Consider the following 19,137-nt stretch of genomic DNA (forward strand, 5'->3'; position numbering starts at 1 on the left):
TTCCTCCACCTGGTTTATCCTTGAAAGAATTCGAATTCCTTTCTGAATGTCTCGAAATAATGTTTCAGGGTGGTCCGTGAAACATTTTCCTCGTTGAGATAAATGGCCTTCTCAAGATCAAAGGACTCCTTCTTCAGGTAATCGATATTGAGTCGGCTCCAGTCCATATCTTCGCTGACCAGTCCTTTCTGCATGGCCAGATCCCAGTAAGGCGTGCCGGGGATGGGCATGGTGAGATAAAACCCGTGGATCTTTAGCACCCCCTTGTTCCTTTTCAGGAACTGGTAGGTCAGCTCCAGGTCCTCTTCCGTCTCCCCCGGGCTGCCGAAAATAAAGGAAGCGCGTACGTCCAGACCCAGTTCCCGGCACAGATTTATACAGCGCTGATGATGGGCAACCGAGGCATGCGGGCCCTTGATCTCCTTGAGTAATCGGTCTGATCCTGTTTCTCCTCCGAATTTTATGGAAGTGAAACCCATCTCCCTGGCCATGAGGAGGATGTCTCTGGAGGCAAGGTTGGAGGAGATGAAGCTGTCGAACCGAAACTGATCGGAGAGTCCTTCGGTTCGCATCATCGTCACGATCTCGCGAACCCTTTTAGGATCGGCAAAAAACAGGTCATCGAGGAGATGGATGCTTGTGGCATCATAGGTTTTCTGCAGATATTTCAATTCCTGGACAAAGTAGGCTGCACTGTGTGGCCGGAATTTTCTCCAGTGTCGGGACGATGCACAGAACTTGCATCGATAGATACAGCCCCGGGAAGAGAACTGAAAGATATTTTTCGCTCCGGGCGAGATATTCCGCTTGGGATATGGCAACAGGTCTATGGAAGATAACGGTTCAACGGGCTCGGTGATTTTGACGGTTCCTGATTCGTCATGATAACAGATTCCCGGAATGTGGCGGAGACTGGATGGGGAAAATGCGCCCTCGTCTTGCAGGAGCCTCACAAGGTTGAGGAACGTCGTTTCTCCCTCGCCGATGACGCCTGCATCAAAGCAGCTTTGGAGTTGCTGCGGTAGCGAGGTCACATGGTATCCACCAAGCAGGACAGGGATTGCGAGGTGTTTTTTTATCTTTCTGGCATGTTCCAGAGCTGCGTTGAAGCATTGGGAAACAGAGCTGATCCCGACCAGATCCGGTTTCTGGAGGAAGATGTCATTGATGTCGGCCGTGATGTCTACCGTGACATCGGGTAGATGTTTTTCCACGTAGGAGGCAAGATAGCCGATCCCGAGCGGAAGTTGCCTTTTGTGTAGCTCGTCCTCTTTGAGCGATGTAACAAGGAGTGTGATCTTCATGTGGTGTGTCGGCCCCCGGTTTCCCATGTTGTTATAGCTTTCAGGTCTGAGGGAACAGTACAGTAAAATACATATGTTGTTTCTTCGACATGGTATAGGGCAATGTCGCGGGAGAGCCGGTCAAGGAATCCGGTGATTTCATACCGGGGATTTTTGTAGTCATGCCACACGATAAACCCTCTCTTGCCACCTCTGAGCATTTTGAAGGCTTGCTCTGTGTCCGAGGCAACCACATCGATATGGTGTCCGCCGTCGATGAGGATGAAGTCGATCTGTCCGGTGAACCGCGAAAGATCCATTGTGGTGGAATCCCCATGGAGTTCCTTGATACGTCCGGCCTCTGCCAGCCCGTGGAACATTTTCTCTCCTTGCCTGCCGGTGGCGAAGTTCTTTTTTTCAAAGTCATCAAGAGGTGTCTTGGCGGTTATTTCGTCGAGGTCGACAGTGAAAACTGTGGCCTTGCTGTTGAGCGCAAGAAGGGTGGTCGTTTCCCCGATATAGGTGCCGAACTCAAAAATGGTTTCCGGCCGACCAAGTTTCACGAGCGCCGTCAGAATAGCCCGCTCCAGCATGGAGGTGAGAGAGTGTTTGCCCGGCAGGGGAATGGTGGCCAATTTTTCGTTCTCGTCAAGAAGGTCGAAGATGGTGTGTGGTCGTAAGCAATGCATCGCTGTCCTGGGTGGTTGTCTGGTCGTCCATGAAGGTAGTCGATTCTGGTCCGGGGCGTTGGAAGACCCCTGGCTCCGGCAAGACGCTGTTACCGCATCAGGTCACAGGCCAGATCAGCATACCGGTTGATTTCTGTTCTGGCCCGGTCGATCTTGTTTCGGACCGCCGCGGATACGGAAATTTTGTTTCGCATCAGGTCCTCTGTTTTATGGATAATGGTTTCCGGAAGAAGGTGATCCAGAGAAATGCAGTAGTTGTCACAGCCGATGAAATCCATGAAGCTTGTTACCTTGGGATGGTAGCTAATGGCCACCGATGGTACCCCTTGGATCGCCGCATAGACATTGGCATGCAGCCGGGTACAAATGGCGAGGTTGCAGTTTCTGTAGAGCGCCAGGGATTCGTCAACAGACAGGTGGTCGTCGACTCTGAGTACAGAATCATGGTGCTGCATTCGCCCGGAAATGGCCCGGGCCACGGTCCGGTCGTCCTGTTCAGGGGCGCCATGCTCGTAGGTGCAATGCGGAATGAAGAGCATGTTGACGTTGAAATGTTCGATCAGTTGATCAAGGGATGAGGCCATCGTGTCAATATATCGTTGGTAATCCATCCCCATCTGTCTGGTTACCGCCCGAACAGAAACCGCGAAGACCTGTCTTTCGCCCCCGCTGCAGCCGGTTGGGAACGGGTGGCGAGGCCGGGAGCCGGGATCAAGGCCCAGAACAGGATCCGGCAGCAGGTGTATTTCACCCTTATGATCAAGTGATCGGAGGTATTGCAGGCTCCCTTGGTCCCGTACCGTGATGATATCTGCCAGTTTCGCGGCCAGCCGTGTCATTCTGCAACCGAGATCCGTTGTCAGGGGACCGATGGAGATGCCGAACCAGAGTACAGGGGTGTCTGTCATCTGGGCCATGAGGGTGAGAATAACAAAATAGGGTATGGGGCCTTTGAGCAGGTCTATCGTGTAGTCGACAAAGGCATTGCCTGCACCAAGAATCAGGAGATCGGCGCGTTCAATCTGCCGGAGCAGGGAGTGCAGGTGGCGCCGGTCGTCGTCGTGGTTAAAGCCCTGAAACCATTTTCCCAGACCAGCCGCTCTGCTCTCGTATTCAAAATTGGGCAGAACCTCGAGTCCATAGGGCGCATACAGTTTTTCCGAGGCGTGGCGGCAAAGCACCACCCCTTCCAGGTGCTGGTGGCGACGCTGAAGCTCCCGGTACAGGACCAGGAGGGCGGCATCGTCGCCCTGGCTGCGAATACCGTACGCTCCGGCAAACAGAACTCTTTTGGCCATTGGTCACTCCGCTTGATGTATGTCGGAATCCTGAGCAGGTTGTTGAAAAACCGCTGCGCTCGATGATACTGCGCCAAAATCCAAGGTCTAGTGCTTCACAACACGCTCATACGCAAGAACCTTTCGCTTGCGTCCGTAGAGGTTGATGAAATATTTTCTGTCCTGCTTCCGGTACTTGCCGGCCAGGGGTGAAGAAGTCCTGGTTCCATCTGATCCCGGGAAACGAAAATGTGAGCCTGTTTGTGATCTGTTGCATAAAACATTGCGTCGTCTCTTGGATTGCTGACATGGCATTGCCAAGTATTAGTAAGGTTGGTCCTGGTTTGCAATTTAAATATGCATATTTATTCTGTGAAATTAATAAGTTGCCACTTAGTTTCTTTTTGCGGGTCCAACATGCATGGCGTCTCCTTGAGCCGGAACAGACAGCGGAAAGGTACTCCGGGAAAGCGTACCGCTGCCGCGTCGCGGATGTCCTCAAGCAAGGTCCGGTTACCCACGCCCGCCAGAATCAGCCGGGGGGCGAGATTCTCAAGGGCGTGGTCGTCCAGGATGGAGGCCGCCAACAGCTTGTGGTTCTGCTTGGCGGGGTTGGCGTCATACACGCACAGCCGGGCCTGCAACTCCACAGGCAGGTACTGTAGAACGCCAAGCAGGTCAACTCCTGCACCCCAGACGAGCACGCCGTCAGCCGCGGGCGCATCGTTTTCCAACAGGGCGGCCAGTTCGGCAGCAGCCCGGCGAGAGGATCGTTCCTGGCGGTCAAGCTGGCGGGCGAACAGCTTTCCGGCATCCAGACCCCTGTGGCGACCAGGCATAGGCAGGGATAGCGGCCTACGTCCCGGTCCGACAGATGCACGACGGCCAGTCCTCGTTCGGTGATAGCCGAGGCCAGGCCCGGACCCGTAAAGTGGTGGAGGTGGGTGGTGTGGATGTTCTGGCCGATATGGTAGCCGCCGTCTGATGCCAGCAGCAGGGAGGAGGGCACCTCCAGTAGCAGCCATCCGCTGTCGGCGACGAATCCCGCCAACTGGTCCAGGAACAAGGCGGGGTCGTGCACGTGTTCCAGGACGTGGCGGCAGATCACCAGGTCGCAGGAGGCCGGTTCCAGCTCTCCTGATGCCACCAGGTCGGCAAGGGTGCCGTGGATAATGCGGTGGGACGAGTATCTGTCGTTGGCGCTCGGCGCCGGCTCCAGGCCAACGGTCTCCAGTCCCCAGCGAGCAGCAACCAGGTCCAGGAGTGCTCCGTCGGCGCAGCCGACTTCCAGGCAACGGCCGCTGGTGAGCCCCGTTGTCTTCTGCAGCAGATCCAGGCGATCCTCCAGTACCGGGGTTTTGTAAGCCGTAGTTTCGGCCACTGTCCGAGGCGGCGGGGTGTTCGCGTAATAGCGGTCCAGCGCAGATGCCGTCGGCAGGGGATGCTGAGATACAGTGCCACAGTGGTCGCAGACCAGATAGGTCGCGGTAAGATGTTGCAGGGCCCGGGCCAGCTGCCGGTCGTCCATGACCGGCAGAACCTGGGTCCCTGCTTCGGTGCGTCCGCGAGCTCCGCACAGGGGGCAGAGTGAGGATCCAGGCATCAGAAGCCCTCCTCCCGTGGTGTATGGCCGGTTCCGATTTTCAGCTCCAGTTCCCTGGTCACCGCCAACAGGAGATATATGGCGGAATCTGTCAGTGAAGATAAAACACTGTTTTTCATAACTTATGAATAGCCCTGATTGGCTCTGGTGGGCAACAGTTGAATTCACATCTGGAAAACCCTTTCACCCTTTGTGCCGATAAAATGTGGTCCTTGATACAGACATGGCTTGGCAAGCTGTTTTCGTGCCAGCTGTGCTGTTCAGGGAGGTGAAGCGTCCACCATCTCATTTCTCCGTTGTTTCCTTGACTCGTACTCTTGCAGGGTTCGCAAGTTATAGGCGCCTGTAAAGCGCTTTCTGGGCTTTTTCCATCATCTCTGGATCGGGGATGGGACGACGGATTTTGCTGATGGTTGACCATCGTCCACAGAAGGAATTCTAGTCGCCCTACGGGCTCCTTTCGCTCTTCCCATGGGTGACGTTGTTTGATTTTGCATGGACTCGGGGTGTAATGGTACAGTTTTCATGGTGATTACTCCTGCCCGCCCTCCACTAATTTCTCAAGGGGCAGGTGACACTTTCTCATTGGCACAGAGGGTTCTGATCCATCGTAGAGGGTGGTTTCACAGATGGTCGCGGGTGGAGGCAAGGGGACGCAGTCCGTCATCGGGATCCCGGCGCCAGGCGCGATCAGGCTCTTCCGAGGGCATAACCTTTTTTCCGGGGGCACCATCAGCCTCCATGCCGAGCCGGATCGTTTCGATCACCTCTGTGGCTTTTTGCGGAAGCCAGCAATGGCCCAGGGGTATTCGGCACCCTGACCATCGATATCGAGATGGAATTCTATCATGGATGCCTTCCATCTGTGCACGGCCCGGTACATCACGGCTGGCGATACACTGTGATCAGACCATCCGACCCGGCAACCGAAATGTTGCCGGAGTGTTTCGATGACCGCCAGGTTGCACTGGTCCACGGGCGTCGGGTAGGCGGAGACGCAGTGAAGGAGTGTGAGGTCCCGACAGTCCGCCGCCTGCAATGTCGTGACCGCCTCGTCTATTTCCTCCATGGTCGCCATGCCGGTGGAGAGAACAACGGGTTTGCCGGTCTTGGCGCAGGCGATCAGGAGATCTTTCCAGAGCAGCTCGTAGGAGGCGATCTTGTAGAAGCTGACAAACGGGGCGAGTTCGTTCACCGCTTCCAGGTAGAAGGGCGTACATGAAAATGCAATATCATGTTCCGCGCATTTTTCATGGAGAAGGGGAAGAAATTCGGTGGGTAATTCCCACTGTTTTCTTTTTCTGTGTTCCGCGCTTAGCTGCAGCACAGAGGGGGCAAAGAGCTTGTCGATCCGGAACAGCTGAAATTTAACCGCCGCACATCCTATTTGGGCAGCTGTCTCGATAAAGCGATAACAGCGCCCGAGATTCTGATTGTGGTTGCTGGATACCTCGGCGATAAATGTGACAGTCATGCGCAGGGTTGCTTCAGGAGAGAGTTTATCTTACGGACAATGTTGGAGGTGCCGTCCTCAATGACCTGTCCTGTTTTCTCGACCAGGGCCTGATTGATGACCCTGGAAAGTTCGTCCTGCTTTGCATCGGTGGGTACCACGATCTCCCTGAGACCGGTCTGCCTGTAAAAGCATCGGGCATCGCGGCAATGGGCAGCGGAAAACGCCCAGGTTACCGGGTAGGTGCCCAGGGCAAGGGCCTCGTAAAAAGAAACGCCAAATCCGCTTAAAAACACACGGCTTCTCGCCATAAGATAATGGAAATCAGGACGTTGCCCCTCAATGATGTGAACAGTAAGATCAGTTGCTGCAGAAAATTTCTTGATGATATCTCTTTGCCACTCGTGATGCAGGTACGTCAGGAGATCAATGTTTTTGGGAATCTTCCGGTCCGTCAGTCTGCTGATTTCCCTGCGAAGAATCACATAGTCGCGTCCTGCAAGAATTTCAGGTTTCCCATCAGCGGACTGACTGTCGGGAACTTGTCCTGTAACACCAGGAATAATGACAAGGTCCGCTTCCCTGGTCCAGTCATCAAGCCGGTCGATGATTACGACCCTTGAACTTTCGGGAAGCCTCTGCCTCCACCCCGGTGGCAGGTTGTTCTGGCAGTTCAGATCCAGAATAACCAGGTCATAGGAGGCAAGCCAGGCGGTATTCCCGGGGGCGGAGAGACCAAGGAGTTCGACGGGATTTTTTCCATTGTACATTGGCAGGGATGCGGAGCGGTCTGTCGCGTCTTTATCCTTTGGCAGTACCCGGAGTCCGACCGCCTCCAGGGAGTTTGTCGCCTCCAGGTCGGTTACCAGGAAGGTGACCGACCATCCAAGCCGTTCCGTGATCTGCAACGCCAATTCACGGCTCCGCATGAGATGCCCGTATCCGTATTTTTCACCGGCATCTACCACCATGAGGACCTTCCTGTCGATTTCTCCCACACCTTTCTGGTGGACATGGCTGTTGATGCTTACAAGGGATTGATCCTGCCGCAGGAGGTTGACGACCGCAGGGAGGCTGTAGGTGGAGCCGCTGGCTGCAAGGGTGTTGTGCACTACATTATGAAATTCAAGATCTGCCCAGGTATCTATGGAATAACGATGATGAAACGGGGCATAGAGGTCCTTTTGAAGCGCGATTCTGTGACAGGTAAAAAGGTCAGGACGTTGGTGGAGGATCGGAAAATGGTGTTCCTTCAGAGCCGGCCGGTCCGACAGGTCATCGGCACGCTGCCAGGTCTTGATCCGGGCAACCGAGATACCCTGCAAGGCCGGCGGGTGCCCCTGGCTGTCTGGTTTGGCTGCGACAAAGTCTGCCTCCGGGTGGCATTTGAGTGACGAGACCAGTTGATCGATGGCAGGGGCATGGATCAATGGGCAGTCGCCACTGACAAGCACGCATATCTCCGCGGAGAATTTTTCAGCTGCCCGCCGCAACCGGGTAGTTACATGGTTGACGCCTCCAGGATAACTGTAGGTGGATATGCCCTGCTTGTCGCTCCAGGAGAGAAGGGGGCCGTTTTCTGGCTCCGCAGAGGTGGCCAGGACTATTTTGTCGACTTGCCGACATCTCCTGAGTTCCTCCAAAAGCCACTCGAGGAGCATTTTGCGCCCGATTTTTCTAAACTGCTTTCCAGGAAGCCTGGACGATCCGAGACGGGCCACAATAAAGGCCACTGTTCGTTCCTGCTTAAACGTGTCCCTGCTGCTCTCCTGCATCCCTGCTCAGCTCAAGTTTTGATGTTGGATTGTTAGTGGAAAGTTGAAGCCGGGACTACATCACGCACCGTCAATTGTCTTCCGCGAATTTTTGCCTGACCCGCTGCCCGGTACTTCATTCCATCGCGTTCTTTTTTTATTTCCTGGATGCCTCCACCTTGGGCAGCGGAGTCCGGACATCATAGGGTGAATTTTCCAGTATCACCTGCACTGCCCGGTTGCTTTCAGGGGCAAAGAAGAGAGGGGCTGCCAGGTTCAGAGTGATCTCCTGGTTCGGATGCACGGTGACGATGGCCAGGATAAAGAGCTTGTCGTCCTTGCCCGCTTTCAGCCTTTTCAGGATCTCTTCTCCAGGTTCGGGTACCCCATAGTCGAGGAAGAAATTGGTCGGGTCGGTCACCACAAAGGCGAACTCCGGATTGTCCACGCACTGGATCCAGAACAGGGGACCTTCCTTCTTGTTGGGCATGACTATGAAGTGGTGGAGGTCTTCGAGTCCCACCAGGCCTTCTGGGAAATAAATAGTGTTTTCCGGGTCGTATTCCACCTCGCCAAAGCGGGTCATTATTTTCTTGAGCGTCATTTTTTTACCGTCCTGGTTGCAAGAGAATCACTGAGGATGTTGAGGTCCGTAATATCCCAGCGGGCAGCTTCAATGTTTTCCTGGCAGATACGGTCATAGACTTCCTGCCGGTAAATCTTGGTTTCCCGGGGCGCTTCTATGCCGATCCGGATGCCGCCTCCCTTGGCTTCTATGATCTTAACAACGATATTGTCGCCGATGACGATACCTTCACCGGGTTTTCTGGTCAGAACCAGCATAATTAGGTTACTCCTGTGTCACCTCAGTTCCAGGTGTTGGTCTTGTATTTCTGGTACGAGCAGCAGCGGGGTTGTGTATGGTCGGCAGGGTCGTTGATGATTCCCGAAACCAGAACGATGGAGTCTGAAAGTCTGCCTGCTCCACGAAATCGTTGTTCCCAGGTGGTAACATACCGGTGGAGAGGTTCTGCCGGGGCCTGCGTGTCTGTGGCCGGTTGCGCGATGCGGCCGTTTACCGTCTGCTTTGATATTGTCCGTTTTTTCATGTCCTTGCAGTATGGGATAGATTAATCATAATTACAACCGTAATTGTACCAGAAAATCAGAAGCCGGAAACCGGAATCAGACCCTCGCCGGCCGGGGGATACCATGCGATAACCCTGTAATTACCTGTTGTTGGGTAGTTTACATGTAATCCAGGATAGAGAGCTTGGAAACCTTGGACGTGATACTGAGTGCGGCCTCGTAGGCGGTTTCCTGCTCCATGATGGCGTTGAAGGCCTCGATGGCATCGGCATCCTCGTAGCGGGAGAGGATCTGCTTGAGATCGATCTTTACCTGCTGCTGGTGGTAGATGGCTTCTTCTATCCGGGCTGCCCGGTTGCCCATCTGGCTGCGGAGCCTTCTGTTCTGGTCGGCGGCCACATCGAGCTGGACAAGTTGCGTATCCAGGGCCGCCGTGTCACCGGTGCGGATGGCATCCTCGGTCAGGGCCAGGACCGCGAAGAGATCAACTTTGCCATCATCGACAACACCGTCCATGTCGGCATCGCCGAGGAAAAGTTCGGTCCCGGTCAGGTTGGTCTGCAGCTTCTCGCCCGGCGATATTTCCAGGTATACATGGTTTTCGTCGCCCTGATAGGTATAGGGCCAGGTGGTGGGATCGGCCGGGTCGTAGGTGGCAGCGTCAAAGGAGTCGTTCTTGACAAAGGGAATGGTCTTGTCTTCAAAACCGGCAAAGATGTAGCGGTCGTTGATCATCCCGTTGGCCGTGTCGGCAAGTTCGGCCTGGAGATTGGCCAGTTCGTCGGCCAGGACCGCCCGGTCTTCGGCGTTCAGGGTCGCGTTGCCGGCGTTGATAGCGATCTCCTTGGCCCGCTGCATGATTCTTTCAACGTGCTCGAGAAATCCGTCAGTGGCCTGCATGGTATCGGACGAAATCCCCATGGTTTCCAGGTAGCGGTCCACGTTACTGATCTGTTTGCGCATGGACAGAACCGGGCGGATGGCGGCCGGATCGTCGGACGGTTTAATGAGCCGTTTGCCGGTGGCGCCGATGTTACGCAGCTCCTCGAGCCGGGTTGTTATATCATCCAGCCGCGAGCCAAGCATCCTGTAGGTGGTTCCCTGGGTTGCCTTCATGGTTTACCTCTTGAGCTGGAGTAGGGAGTCCATCATCTCATCGATAGTACTTAAGAATTTTGCCGATGATTCAAAACCGCGCTGGTACTGCACCAAGTCGATCATTTCTTCATCCAGGGACACGCCTGAGTAACCGTCCCGCAGGTTCTGCAGCTGAACGAGCGCATCTTCGGCGCCTCCCAGAGCCAGATCGTTGCGGCTGGCCTCGATACCGACGCTGGACACCATCTTGCTGAAATAGGCATCATAGGTGTCACCGTTCAGACCGGCAAGTCCTTCGCGCTCGAGGGCGGCCATGGCCAGAGCATTGGTGTTGTCGCCGGGTGCTGCCGGTGTGCCTGGCGGATCTGTCGGGCCGCCGGCGGCGAGTTGGTTGGCATCGGTGAGGACCACGGTCAGGTTCCGGCTTGGGTGCTCGATACTGGACAGGGTTGCCGGATCAAGAAAAAAGTTCAGTCCTGTAGATCCGTCCAGGCCGGTACCTGACTGGTGGACCTGGTTGACCGAATTGGCAATCTCGGTGGCCAGCGTGTCAAGATCGTCACGTAAGCCGGCGATGAACTCGTCGCGCATATAAAAAAGACCTTTCATCTCTCCGCCAAGCTGATCAAGGCCAATGTCCTGGGTCGAGCCGGCAATGTTGACCTGCAGGTTGACATCGCTTCCGTTCATCACCGCCTCAAGCTGCATTGCCTGGCCTCCCTGGACCAGCGGCAGACCGCCGGGCAGCTGGACGGCGAGCATGCCCTGGCTGTCGGTGTAGGTCTGGACCCCAAGCGTCTGGGACAGGTCCTGGATCAGCAGGTCCCGCTGGTCCCGGGCCGCATTGGCGGTCTGGCCCGAGGTTTCGACCTGGCGGATACGGTCGTTGAGCTCGGCGATCTGCTGCAGTTGTTCGTTAATGGTATCAACCTTGGAGAGGACCGATGTGTTGATGTTCTGGCGGACGTTTTCCAGTTCGTCGTAGGTGTTCTTGAAGGCATCTCCCAGCAGCTGGCCCCGCTGGATAACCGTGTCCCGTTCCACCAGCCCGCTCGGGTTGGCTGCGAGCTGCTGCCAGGCATCGAAGAACCGGTCTATTTCCGAGGCCAGGTTGTCTTCCGAAATGCTGAATATACGCTCCAACTCGGCCAGGGAATTGGATTTTCCCAGTTCCTCGCCATAGTCAATGTTTTTTTCCTGCAATTGCCGGTTGATGAACACGTCGTAGTCTCGCTGCACATCGGTGACCGTCACTCCCTGGCCGATGAAGAAATCCCCCCAGTTGACCGCCGGGATCTGCGTCAGCTCGGCCCGTTGCCGGGAATAGCCCGGCGTGTTGACGTTGGCAATGTTGTTGCCGACAATCTCGATGGATTTCTGGTTGGCCGACAGGCTTGTCTTGCCGGCATTCAATGCTGTGAGGAGTCCGCCCATGGTTCTCTGTCCGTGTTAAGGAAATCGAGGCTTTTTGTGTATCCGTGCGTCAGGCACGGGCCAGGTTCTGCCTGTCTATCGTATCGGCAGAAAGGGCGCAGATGTTTAGCCCGCATATTTCACAAGCGATCTACTGCAAGGCCTGAAAACACCCCGCCTGCTACGTCACAGCTTCAAAAAGAGTCCTCGAAATATTTCAATATGTCTGCGGCTCTTTTTGAAGCTGTTCCTTACATCCACGGCGTTTTCAGGCCTTTCGCAACGATCATTGTGAAATATGCGGGCTAGGGCCGCTTTGATCTGCAGCGGGATTGGAAAAATGAAAGGGGACGGACGGAGAAGGAGATTGCTGCGGTCGAGACAGCACAGCAGGAGCCGGAGATTGCAAATGTCGAAGTCTCCTGGGTGCTGCGGTTGGCAGCGATGGCTCATGGGAACGGAGCAGTGTCTGTCCCATGGCCCGGTCAAGGGAGATAAGGGGAGCCGACTTGTTTCTCGGCCCGTGTCGGCAAGGAGTGGCCGAGGCCGGCAGGGAGGATGGGCCCGGGTCGCTTCAGATCCTGCCGGAGAGCAGGCGTCCGTTCACCGGTGCGGCAAGGGTGTGGCCCGTCTGGCCGTAGGTGGTCGGTGCGGTTCTACGGCCAAAAAATTCCATGGTCTCCTGGATCCAGTTCAGGGTCGATTTGAAGAGATAGGCATTGCGACGGTTTTCCTGCCGTATCTGGCGGGCATACTCGTAGTCACTGGGATGCAGTTCTTTGACACTGTCCAATATCTGGATGAGGGCCTCTTTTTCTTCCCTGATCCTGGCCATGGCCTCCAGGTCCATCTGCTTGGCATATTCGCGTTCCTCACGGATGAGGTCCCGCAGCCTTATGAGTTGCTGACGAACGGTTTCCCTGGTCATGGACTCAACCCTCTTCTACCAGGAACTTGAGCAGGCTCGATGCTACCCGGTCAAGGTCCGGCTGGTAGGAGCCGTTGGCAACCTGCTCTTTGAGAGCCTGTACCCGGGCGGCCCGTTCGGTATCCTGTGTGCTGGTTGTTGCCTGCATTTCAGTTGCACCCTGCAGTGCGGAAGCAAAGGAGGTGGATTTCCCGGCTTCACTTTTCTCTGTCTTTTGCGGGCCACCGGTCTGGTCAGTTTTGCGGACGCCGCCGACCTGGCCAAATCCCTGTACACCGAAGAAGTTAACTGTCATGATACTCACCTATATGTAAATAAAATCAGGCTGTTTTCTGTGCCTGGTCTACCCAGGTGCCTGGTAGCCTCCCTGCATACGATCCAGTCATATGGATCCGGGTATTCAAGCTGTTTTTCTACTTTCTGTTATATCTTTATCGGCAGGGAGAAAAAATAACTTTATACGAAAAGAGATTTTTTTTGTGCAATTCGCTCTGTTGGATCGGCCACGGTCCAGGATAGGGCAACGGTTGACGTCCAGGGGGAGCCTTTCCGGATCAGGGTGTCTCCGGATTGTCGCCCAGAAGTTTTTGCATCTGGCGGTACATGGTGTCTGCCATGCCTGTACTCTGGGTCCGGGCCATGTCAGAGGCCAGTTGGGCATCGAGCATGTCCTGGTAGATATCGTGACCGTTGTCCTTCTCGAACAGGCCGCCATCGGGCACGGTTTTTCGCATGGATTTCAGCATGTACTGGATAAAGACCGCTTCGAAGTCCTGGCAGAGCTTCTTCATGGTCTCCGGATCATCCTTTGTGCCCTTTGCGGATGGATTGGTGGTAGGGCTGATAACTGTACGGGGGTCGATCTGCAGGTTCATGGTCTTTGCCCTTAGAGGATAACCAGTTCGCCCTGGAGGGCGCCGGCGGCCTTGATGGCCTGGAAAATAGCGATCAGATCGCGGGGCGTGGCGCCGATGGCATTGAGGGCCTTGGCGATGTCACCGATGGAGACACCCATTTCCAGAACAACCATGTTGCCCTGGTCTTCGTTCATGTTGATCGTGGTCCGGGGTGCGGCCACGGTCTCCCCGGTACCCAGGGGGTTGGGTTGAGTGACTTCGATGGGCTCGGTGATCACCAGGTTCAGGTTGCCATGGGATACGGCCACCGTGGAGATGCGCACGTCCTTGCCCATGACGATGGTGCCGGTGCGTTCGTTGACCACGATCCGGGCCGGAGCATCTGTCTGGACCTCTATCTTTTCCAGGTCGGCGACAAAGGCCACCACGTCACCCTGGTATGTGGGAGGCATTTGTACCCTGACCGAGCTGGAATCCATGGAATGGGCTGTATCCTGACCGAAACGGGAATTAATCGCCTCGGTCATCCGGGCGGCAGTAGTAAAGTCCGGTTGGCGCAGCTGGTAAAGCAGGTTACCAGTGGCAGGAAGTTGGTAGTCGATCGGCCGTTCGATGACCGCGCCGCCGGGGATACGGCCCACGGTGGGATGGTTCTTCTGGACCTTGGCGGTCTTGCCGCCGTACGAGATGGCGCCCACGTTGAGCGGCCCCTGGGCCACGGCATAGACCTTGCCATCCGGTCCTTTGAGAGTGGTCATTAACAGCGAGCCGCCGGCCAGGCTGGTGGCATCGCCCATGGAGGAAACGGTGACGTCGATGGCTGTGCCCGGGCGGGCAAACGGGGGCAGGGAAGCGGTGACCATGACCGAGGCCACGTTCTTGGTCTTCATCTGGTCAAAGGTGGCCGGGGTCAGGGCCATGCCCAGTCGTTTGACCATGTTGATCATGGCCTGCTTGGTGAACACGGATTTCTTGATGTCATCGCCGGTACCGTTGAGACCGATGACCAGACCGTAGCCGATCAGCTGGTTTTCGCGTACCCCCTGGATGTCGGCGATATCCTTGATCCGTGCCGCCTGACTCCAGGAGCCGGCAAGCAGCGAAAAGATGATCGCCATGACTGCCACATGCAATCGGAATGTTGTCTGTTTCTGTTTCATTGCCATGTCTGTCTCGCGTCTGCCCGGAAAAAGGCCCGCTTAAAAGGGCCAGACGTTGTCCACGATCCGCATCAGCCAGCCCGGTTTCTGTTTGTCGGACAACGCCCCTTTACCGGTATAGGCGATCTGGGCATTGAGAATATGGCTGGAGTCGATGGTGTTGTCGGCGGTGATATCCTCGGGCCGGACAATGCCGGTCAGGTAGATGATCTGTTCCTCGTTGTTGACAATGATGGATTTGCCGCCCCGGATTTTCATGGTGCCGTTGGGATAGACCTTGATCACCTGGGTGGTCAGGGTGGCGACCAGGTCCTCCTTGCGCATGGTCTTGCCGGAACCCTTGAACTGGTTGCTGAAGCTGGCATCGAGCAGGGAGGTCATATCCACTTTCTGGTTTTTGGCCATGATGGATTTCTCCAGGCCAAAGAGTGCGGGGATCCCGGCTGTCATCGTGGTGTCGCGGCCGCTTTCGGTGGAGGCCTCCTTGCTGGCACTGGCCTCTTCCTTGATGGTGATGGTGACGATGTCGCCAACCCGGCGCGCTTTCATATCCGCGTACAGGCCCTCCCGTTCACCGGCCCACAGCGAGCCCGGCGACTGGGGTCTGGGCGCCTCGGTCATGACCGGTTCCAGGGGTTCCGGGATGCGGACAATCTGAGGTTCCCGGCCTGCACAGCCACTGAGCAGCAGGGCAGAGAAAATGAGAATTTTTAAAGGTCTCATGATTAAAACTCCACGGAAACAAGGCCCGGGGCATCCACCCGGCAGTAGATAAGTTTACCTGAATTCATGTTCTGTACCCGGATCACATCACCGGGACGGCCATCCATCCTGGACATGCCGGTGGCCGTGAGCTGGAGGCCGCCGCGACTGGCCAGGATCTTGACCAGGTCGCCCTTACGGATGACCGGGGGTGGTTCCACGTACCGCCGCTCGATGGCCTTGCCCGCATGCAGGGTTCGTTTGACCTGCATGCCGATCACGCTCCGGGGGCTGAAAAAAGGATCCTGCAGGGCGGCGATATTCTGCCTGGTCATGCGGATTCGGTCCGGGGTGATGATCTGTCCCCGGCGCAGGGTGGTGGCGGCGGTCGCGACCTCGGCCAGGGCCTCTATCCTGCAGCGTACAGTACAGTTGCGCACCGTGGTTCCATCGATCCTGAAGATGATGGAAAAACTCGAGCTGCCGAGGATCTCTGGTCGCGACGGAACCACCTCGTATTGCAGCTCTCCCCGGGGCAGGGTAAAGGTCTCGGGTACGCGCAGGGAAGACAGCCTGATCTGGGCCCTGGGCAGCTTGTCCAGGTTCTGCTGCAGATAGCTGACAAGGATCTGTTCTATCCGCTGCCTGTCGATGACGATACCGTCCCGCGCTACGGTGATCTTGTCTGAGCCCTGCCAGTAAACGTCCTGGAAGCGTTCGTCGTGTACCAAACGGCGGATTACATCCGTGGCCCGCAGCTCTTTGCTCTGTCCGGGCAGGGGGGCGCGGCCGACCGTGAGAGCGGCCAGAGTACGGGCCAGGTCATTTTCCGGGCTCAGGCTGGCGATGTCCCCCAGTGTGATCTGCTCCGCGCTCACTTGGGCGTTTGCCCGGAAGGTCACCTCCAGGGTGGTCGCCCACGGTGTGGCCGGCAGCAGAAACAGCAGCGCCAGCAATATCAGCTTAACCCGAAACATGACCATTTACACCATGTTGACCGTGGTCCGCATCATTTCGTCCGAGGTGGTCACGGATTTGGAGTTGATCTCAAAGGCCCGCTGAACCGTGATCATGTTGGCCATCTCCTCCACCATGTTGACATTGGAGCTCTCAAGGTAGGTCTGCAGCAGGATACCGACCCCGTCGGAACCCGGGGTGCCGACGGTGGCGGTACCGGAGGCATCGGTCTCGCGAAAGAGATTCTGGCCGATGGCCAGCAGGCCGGAGTTGTTGGTGAAGGTGGCCAGGTCGATGTTGCCAAGCTGGGTGGCGGTGGTGTCGTCGCCCAGCAGGGCACTGACGATACCGGTTTCGCTGATGGTGATCTGCCGGGCATTATCCGGGATGACGATTTCCGGATCCAGGGGATAGCCATCCGAGGTGGTCAGCCGGCCGTCACCGTCGCGCTTGAGCGCCCCGGCCCTGGTGTAGCCGGTGTTGCCGTTGGGCAGGACGACCTGGAAAAAGCCCTCCCCCTCGATGGCCACATCCAGATCATTGCCGGTCTGGATAAGTTCGCCCTGGCTGAAGATTTTCTGAACCGCAGCGGTACGCACCCCGAGACCGACCTGGATCCCGGTGGGCGATTTGGTGTCCTCGGAGGTCGGGCTGCCCGGCACCTTGATAGCCTGGTAGAGCAGGTCCTGGAAGTCGGCCCGGCTTTTTTTGAAACCCGTGGTGCCGACGTTGGCCAGGTTGTTGGCAATAACGTCCATATTGAGGTTCTGGGCGCCCATGCCCGTGGTTGCTGTCCACAGCGATCGTATCATGTCTGTCTCCTGAATGGTTCGAGCAGTCGGGTGTTCCCTTTTCTCTTTTCTGTATTTCTATCAGGCCACGGTGCCCAGCTCGCTCTGCTTTTCGCCGATGGTCGAGTAGCTTTTCATGGCCTTGTGGTAGGCCTCGTACTTGCGCAGGGTGTTCATCATCAGGACCATCTCCTCCATCATGTTGACATTGGAGAGCTCAAGATGTCCCTGGACAACCCGGCTTTCGGTGGCCGGAACCGGGGTGGTCCCATCGAAAGTGAACAGGGAATGCCCCGCCTTTTTCAGCTGGTCGGGATCGTCCACCATGTAGACCTGGGCCCGGCTTTCAACCACCCCATCCACCGAGATATTGCCTTCGTTGTCGATGATGACGCTCTTGCCTGAATAATCACTTATCTGCACCGGTCCGCCACCACCATCGAGCAGGTTGTGACCGGCCGGGGTCTTGATGAAACCTTGCTGGTCGACAATGAAATGCCCCTGGCGGGTGAGGTAGGTGGTATTCCGGTCGCGGACCATGAAAAATCCCTCTCCGTCAATGGCCAGGTCCAGGGAGTTGCCGGTCTGGCGCATGGCACCGGGACTGAAATCCGTGCCGATCCGACGAATCCTGCTGAAGTTGACGCCCCTGGCGTCCCCGACCTGCTGGCGTCCCCGGAGGATGGCCTCGAATGAGACCCGGTCTTTCTTGAACCCGGAGGTGGAGATGTTGGCCAGGTTGTTGCTGATGGTGGCCATGGCCTGTTCCCGGGCAACCGCCCCGGAAAGGGCACTGTATTTTCCTGAAACCATATGTTTTCGGTTCTCTTTCTGGTTGTTTTGTTCGGTGGCCTGAACCGGGCGACCGTCCTGTAACTCTTTCGTCAGAATCAGTGATAATCTTTAGCTGCGTGCGGCCATACGGGCCAGGGTGACCAGTTGCCGGGCCTCGGCCGGGGCAATGGCCAGAATGGAGGCTATCTCCTCCATGGTCATGCCGTTTTCCACCATGCTGACCACGTAGCGGTATTTTTCCGGGGGCTCCACGCTGCCGCTCTGGTACAGCTCAAGGCGCGGCTTCTGCAGCCTGGTGGTGATCTCGGCGCTGGCCAGGGTGTCAAGGAACTCTTCCTGCTCCCGCCGGCTGGTCTCGAGCTGGCGGATTTTCTCCCGGGCCTCTTTGAGTGTGGCTTCCAGGCTGGTGATCTTTTTCTGCTGTCTGCGCGTGGTCTGCCGAAGAGAGAAAATCACCCCGGCCAGGAGCAGAAAAAGAACCAGGGCCCAGCCCATGGTCCACAGGCCGGGATCAGTTGCGATGAATCTGGTCATGGCATCCTGCTGACATCAGTTATTCATCATAGAGCTCGGCATTGAGCAGCTTGACCCGCAATTTCAGCAGGGCCTGGCTGTGGAGCTGGGATACCCGTCCCTCGGAGACCTGGATGACCTCGGCGATCTCTTTCTGGGTCAGTTCCTCGTAATAGTAGAGGGCGATCACCAACCGCTCCTTTTCGGTCAGTTCTTCGAGCAGGTCAGCGATCAGCTGGGTCAGTTCCTGGTTTTCGATGAGTTCCAGCGGGGTGGGGCCGCCGTGGTCCTCCAGGTTGTCGAGAAAGTTGCGTCCCTCTTCGGTGTGATCCAGGGTCTGGTGCAGGCTGACGCAGCCGAGATGACTGACCTGGCCGAGCAGGTCATGGTATTCGTCCAGGGTCATGTCCATGGCTTCGGCCATCTCGTCCTCTTCCGGCGAGCGTCCCAGCTGCCGCTCCAGGCGGAGCATGGTCTGAGTGAGTCGGTTCTGTTTTTCGCGCAGTGAGCGGGAGAACCAGTCCAGCTTGCGCATCTCGTCGAGAATGGCCCCGCGGATCCGGTACTCGGCAAAGGTTCTGAACTTTACTCCCTTGGCTTCGTCAAACCGGTTGGCCGCGTCGATGAGTCCCACCATGGCCGCACTGGTCATGTCATCGCGGGACATAAACGAGGGAACCTGCGGCACCATGCGTTCCACCAGCAACTCCACCAGGGGCATATGCTCGCGGATCAGCTGTGAACGGTCATCCAGTGGCGGGACTTGAGGGATCAT

19 protein-coding genes and 2 pseudogenes are annotated in these 19,137 nt (G+C 56.5%); all 21 read right to left on the minus strand.

The genetic code is table 11. The annotated features are described in order from the left end of the window. Window positions 1-14: 14 nt before the first annotated feature. The 21 genes and pseudogenes from GF1_RS04385 to GF1_RS04485 all read right to left on the minus strand — a co-directional run bounded on the left by GF1_RS04385 (window position 15) and on the right by GF1_RS04485 (window position 19,137). Window positions 15-1,304, minus strand: coding sequence for a B12-binding domain-containing radical SAM protein (locus GF1_RS04385; RefSeq protein WP_267928408.1), 1,290 nt, complete (start codon window positions 1,302-1,304; stop codon window positions 15-17). Beyond that, on the minus strand, window positions 1,301-1,972 hold the full coding sequence (locus tag GF1_RS04390; protein WP_267928409.1) for a class I SAM-dependent methyltransferase: 672 nt from the start codon (window positions 1,970-1,972) through the stop codon (window positions 1,301-1,303). The genes GF1_RS04385 and GF1_RS04390 overlap by 4 nt, the downstream gene beginning before the upstream one ends. 89 nt (window positions 1,973-2,061) lie before the next feature. Continuing rightward, the gene (locus GF1_RS04395) at window positions 2,062-3,270 is read right to left on the minus strand and encodes a polysaccharide pyruvyl transferase family protein (RefSeq protein WP_267928410.1); all 1,209 of its coding nucleotides are present in this window, start codon (window positions 3,268-3,270) and stop codon (window positions 2,062-2,064) included. A 344-nt stretch (window positions 3,271-3,614) separates the two neighbouring features. After that, entirely contained in the window at window positions 3,615-4,088 is a 474-nt protein-coding gene (locus GF1_RS04400; protein ID WP_267928411.1) for a hypothetical protein, read from the minus strand. Between the two features lie 92 nt (window positions 4,089-4,180). Further along, window positions 4,181-4,852, minus strand: a pseudogene (locus GF1_RS16385) (class I SAM-dependent methyltransferase); the annotation flags it as partial. Window positions 4,853-5,475: 623 nt separating this feature from the next. Further along, window positions 5,476-6,326 (minus strand): annotated as a pseudogene (locus GF1_RS04410) (N-acetylneuraminate synthase family protein). Beyond that, window positions 6,323-8,080: a cytidylyltransferase domain-containing protein gene (locus tag GF1_RS04415; RefSeq protein ID WP_267928414.1), complete on the minus strand. Its 1,758-nt coding sequence runs from the start codon at window positions 8,078-8,080 to the stop codon at window positions 6,323-6,325. Before GF1_RS04415 ends, GF1_RS04410 begins: the two are co-directional and overlap by 4 nt. A gap of 136 nt (window positions 8,081-8,216) precedes the next feature. Continuing rightward, window positions 8,217-8,663: a flagellar assembly protein FliW gene (locus GF1_RS04420; RefSeq protein ID WP_267928416.1), complete on the minus strand. Its 447-nt coding sequence runs from the start codon at window positions 8,661-8,663 to the stop codon at window positions 8,217-8,219. Then, on the minus strand, window positions 8,660-8,902 hold the full coding sequence (gene csrA / locus GF1_RS04425) for a carbon storage regulator CsrA (RefSeq protein WP_267928417.1): 243 nt from the start codon (window positions 8,900-8,902) through the stop codon (window positions 8,660-8,662). The genes GF1_RS04420 and csrA overlap by 4 nt, the downstream gene beginning before the upstream one ends. A gap of 405 nt (window positions 8,903-9,307) precedes the next feature. Beyond that, window positions 9,308-10,264, minus strand: coding sequence for a flagellar hook-associated protein FlgL (gene flgL / locus GF1_RS04430; RefSeq protein WP_267928418.1), 957 nt, complete (start codon window positions 10,262-10,264; stop codon window positions 9,308-9,310). 3 nt (window positions 10,265-10,267) lie between these two features. Further along, window positions 10,268-11,680: a flagellar hook-associated protein FlgK gene (flgK, locus tag GF1_RS04435; protein WP_267928419.1), complete on the minus strand. Its 1,413-nt coding sequence runs from the start codon at window positions 11,678-11,680 to the stop codon at window positions 10,268-10,270. Window positions 11,681-12,233: 553 nt separating this feature from the next. Then, entirely contained in the window at window positions 12,234-12,587 is a 354-nt protein-coding gene (locus GF1_RS04440; RefSeq protein ID WP_267928420.1) for a flagellar protein FlgN, read from the minus strand. Window positions 12,588-12,591: 4 nt separating this feature from the next. Then, window positions 12,592-12,882: a flagellar biosynthesis anti-sigma factor FlgM gene (gene flgM, locus GF1_RS04445; protein WP_267928421.1), complete on the minus strand. Its 291-nt coding sequence runs from the start codon at window positions 12,880-12,882 to the stop codon at window positions 12,592-12,594. A 259-nt stretch (window positions 12,883-13,141) separates the two neighbouring features. Further along, on the minus strand, window positions 13,142-13,462 hold the full coding sequence (locus tag GF1_RS04450) for a rod-binding protein (RefSeq protein ID WP_267928422.1): 321 nt from the start codon (window positions 13,460-13,462) through the stop codon (window positions 13,142-13,144). Window positions 13,463-13,473: 11 nt separating this feature from the next. After that, entirely contained in the window at window positions 13,474-14,562 is a 1,089-nt protein-coding gene (locus GF1_RS04455; protein ID WP_267928423.1) for a flagellar basal body P-ring protein FlgI, read from the minus strand. Between the two features lie 81 nt (window positions 14,563-14,643). Beyond that, window positions 14,644-15,327, minus strand: a complete 684-nt coding sequence (locus tag GF1_RS04460) for a flagellar basal body L-ring protein FlgH (protein ID WP_267928424.1) — start codon at window positions 15,325-15,327, stop codon at window positions 14,644-14,646. Between the two features lie 2 nt (window positions 15,328-15,329). Beyond that, complete coding sequence (gene flgA / locus GF1_RS04465) at window positions 15,330-16,283, minus strand: flagellar basal body P-ring formation chaperone FlgA (protein WP_267928425.1); 954 nt, start codon at window positions 16,281-16,283, stop codon at window positions 15,330-15,332. A gap of 6 nt (window positions 16,284-16,289) precedes the next feature. Continuing rightward, window positions 16,290-17,075 carry a flagellar basal-body rod protein FlgG gene (gene flgG / locus GF1_RS04470; protein ID WP_267928426.1) on the minus strand — a complete coding sequence of 262 codons (786 nt, stop codon included), beginning with the start codon at window positions 17,073-17,075 and terminating at the stop codon, window positions 16,290-16,292. 60 nt (window positions 17,076-17,135) lie between these two features. Next, a complete protein-coding gene (gene flgF, locus GF1_RS04475; protein ID WP_267928427.1) occupies window positions 17,136-17,867 on the minus strand; it encodes a flagellar basal-body rod protein FlgF in 732 nt (243 codons plus the stop codon). Between the two features lie 90 nt (window positions 17,868-17,957). Then, window positions 17,958-18,383, minus strand: a complete 426-nt coding sequence (locus tag GF1_RS04480) for a hypothetical protein (RefSeq protein WP_267928428.1) — start codon at window positions 18,381-18,383, stop codon at window positions 17,958-17,960. A 19-nt stretch (window positions 18,384-18,402) separates the two neighbouring features. Next, window positions 18,403-19,137: a FliA/WhiG family RNA polymerase sigma factor gene (locus tag GF1_RS04485; protein WP_267928429.1), complete on the minus strand. Its 735-nt coding sequence runs from the start codon at window positions 19,135-19,137 to the stop codon at window positions 18,403-18,405.

It is taken from the genome of Desulfolithobacter dissulfuricans, assembly GCF_025998535.1.
Lineage (GTDB): Bacteria > Desulfobacterota > Desulfobulbia > Desulfobulbales > Desulfobulbaceae > Desulfolithobacter > Desulfolithobacter dissulfuricans.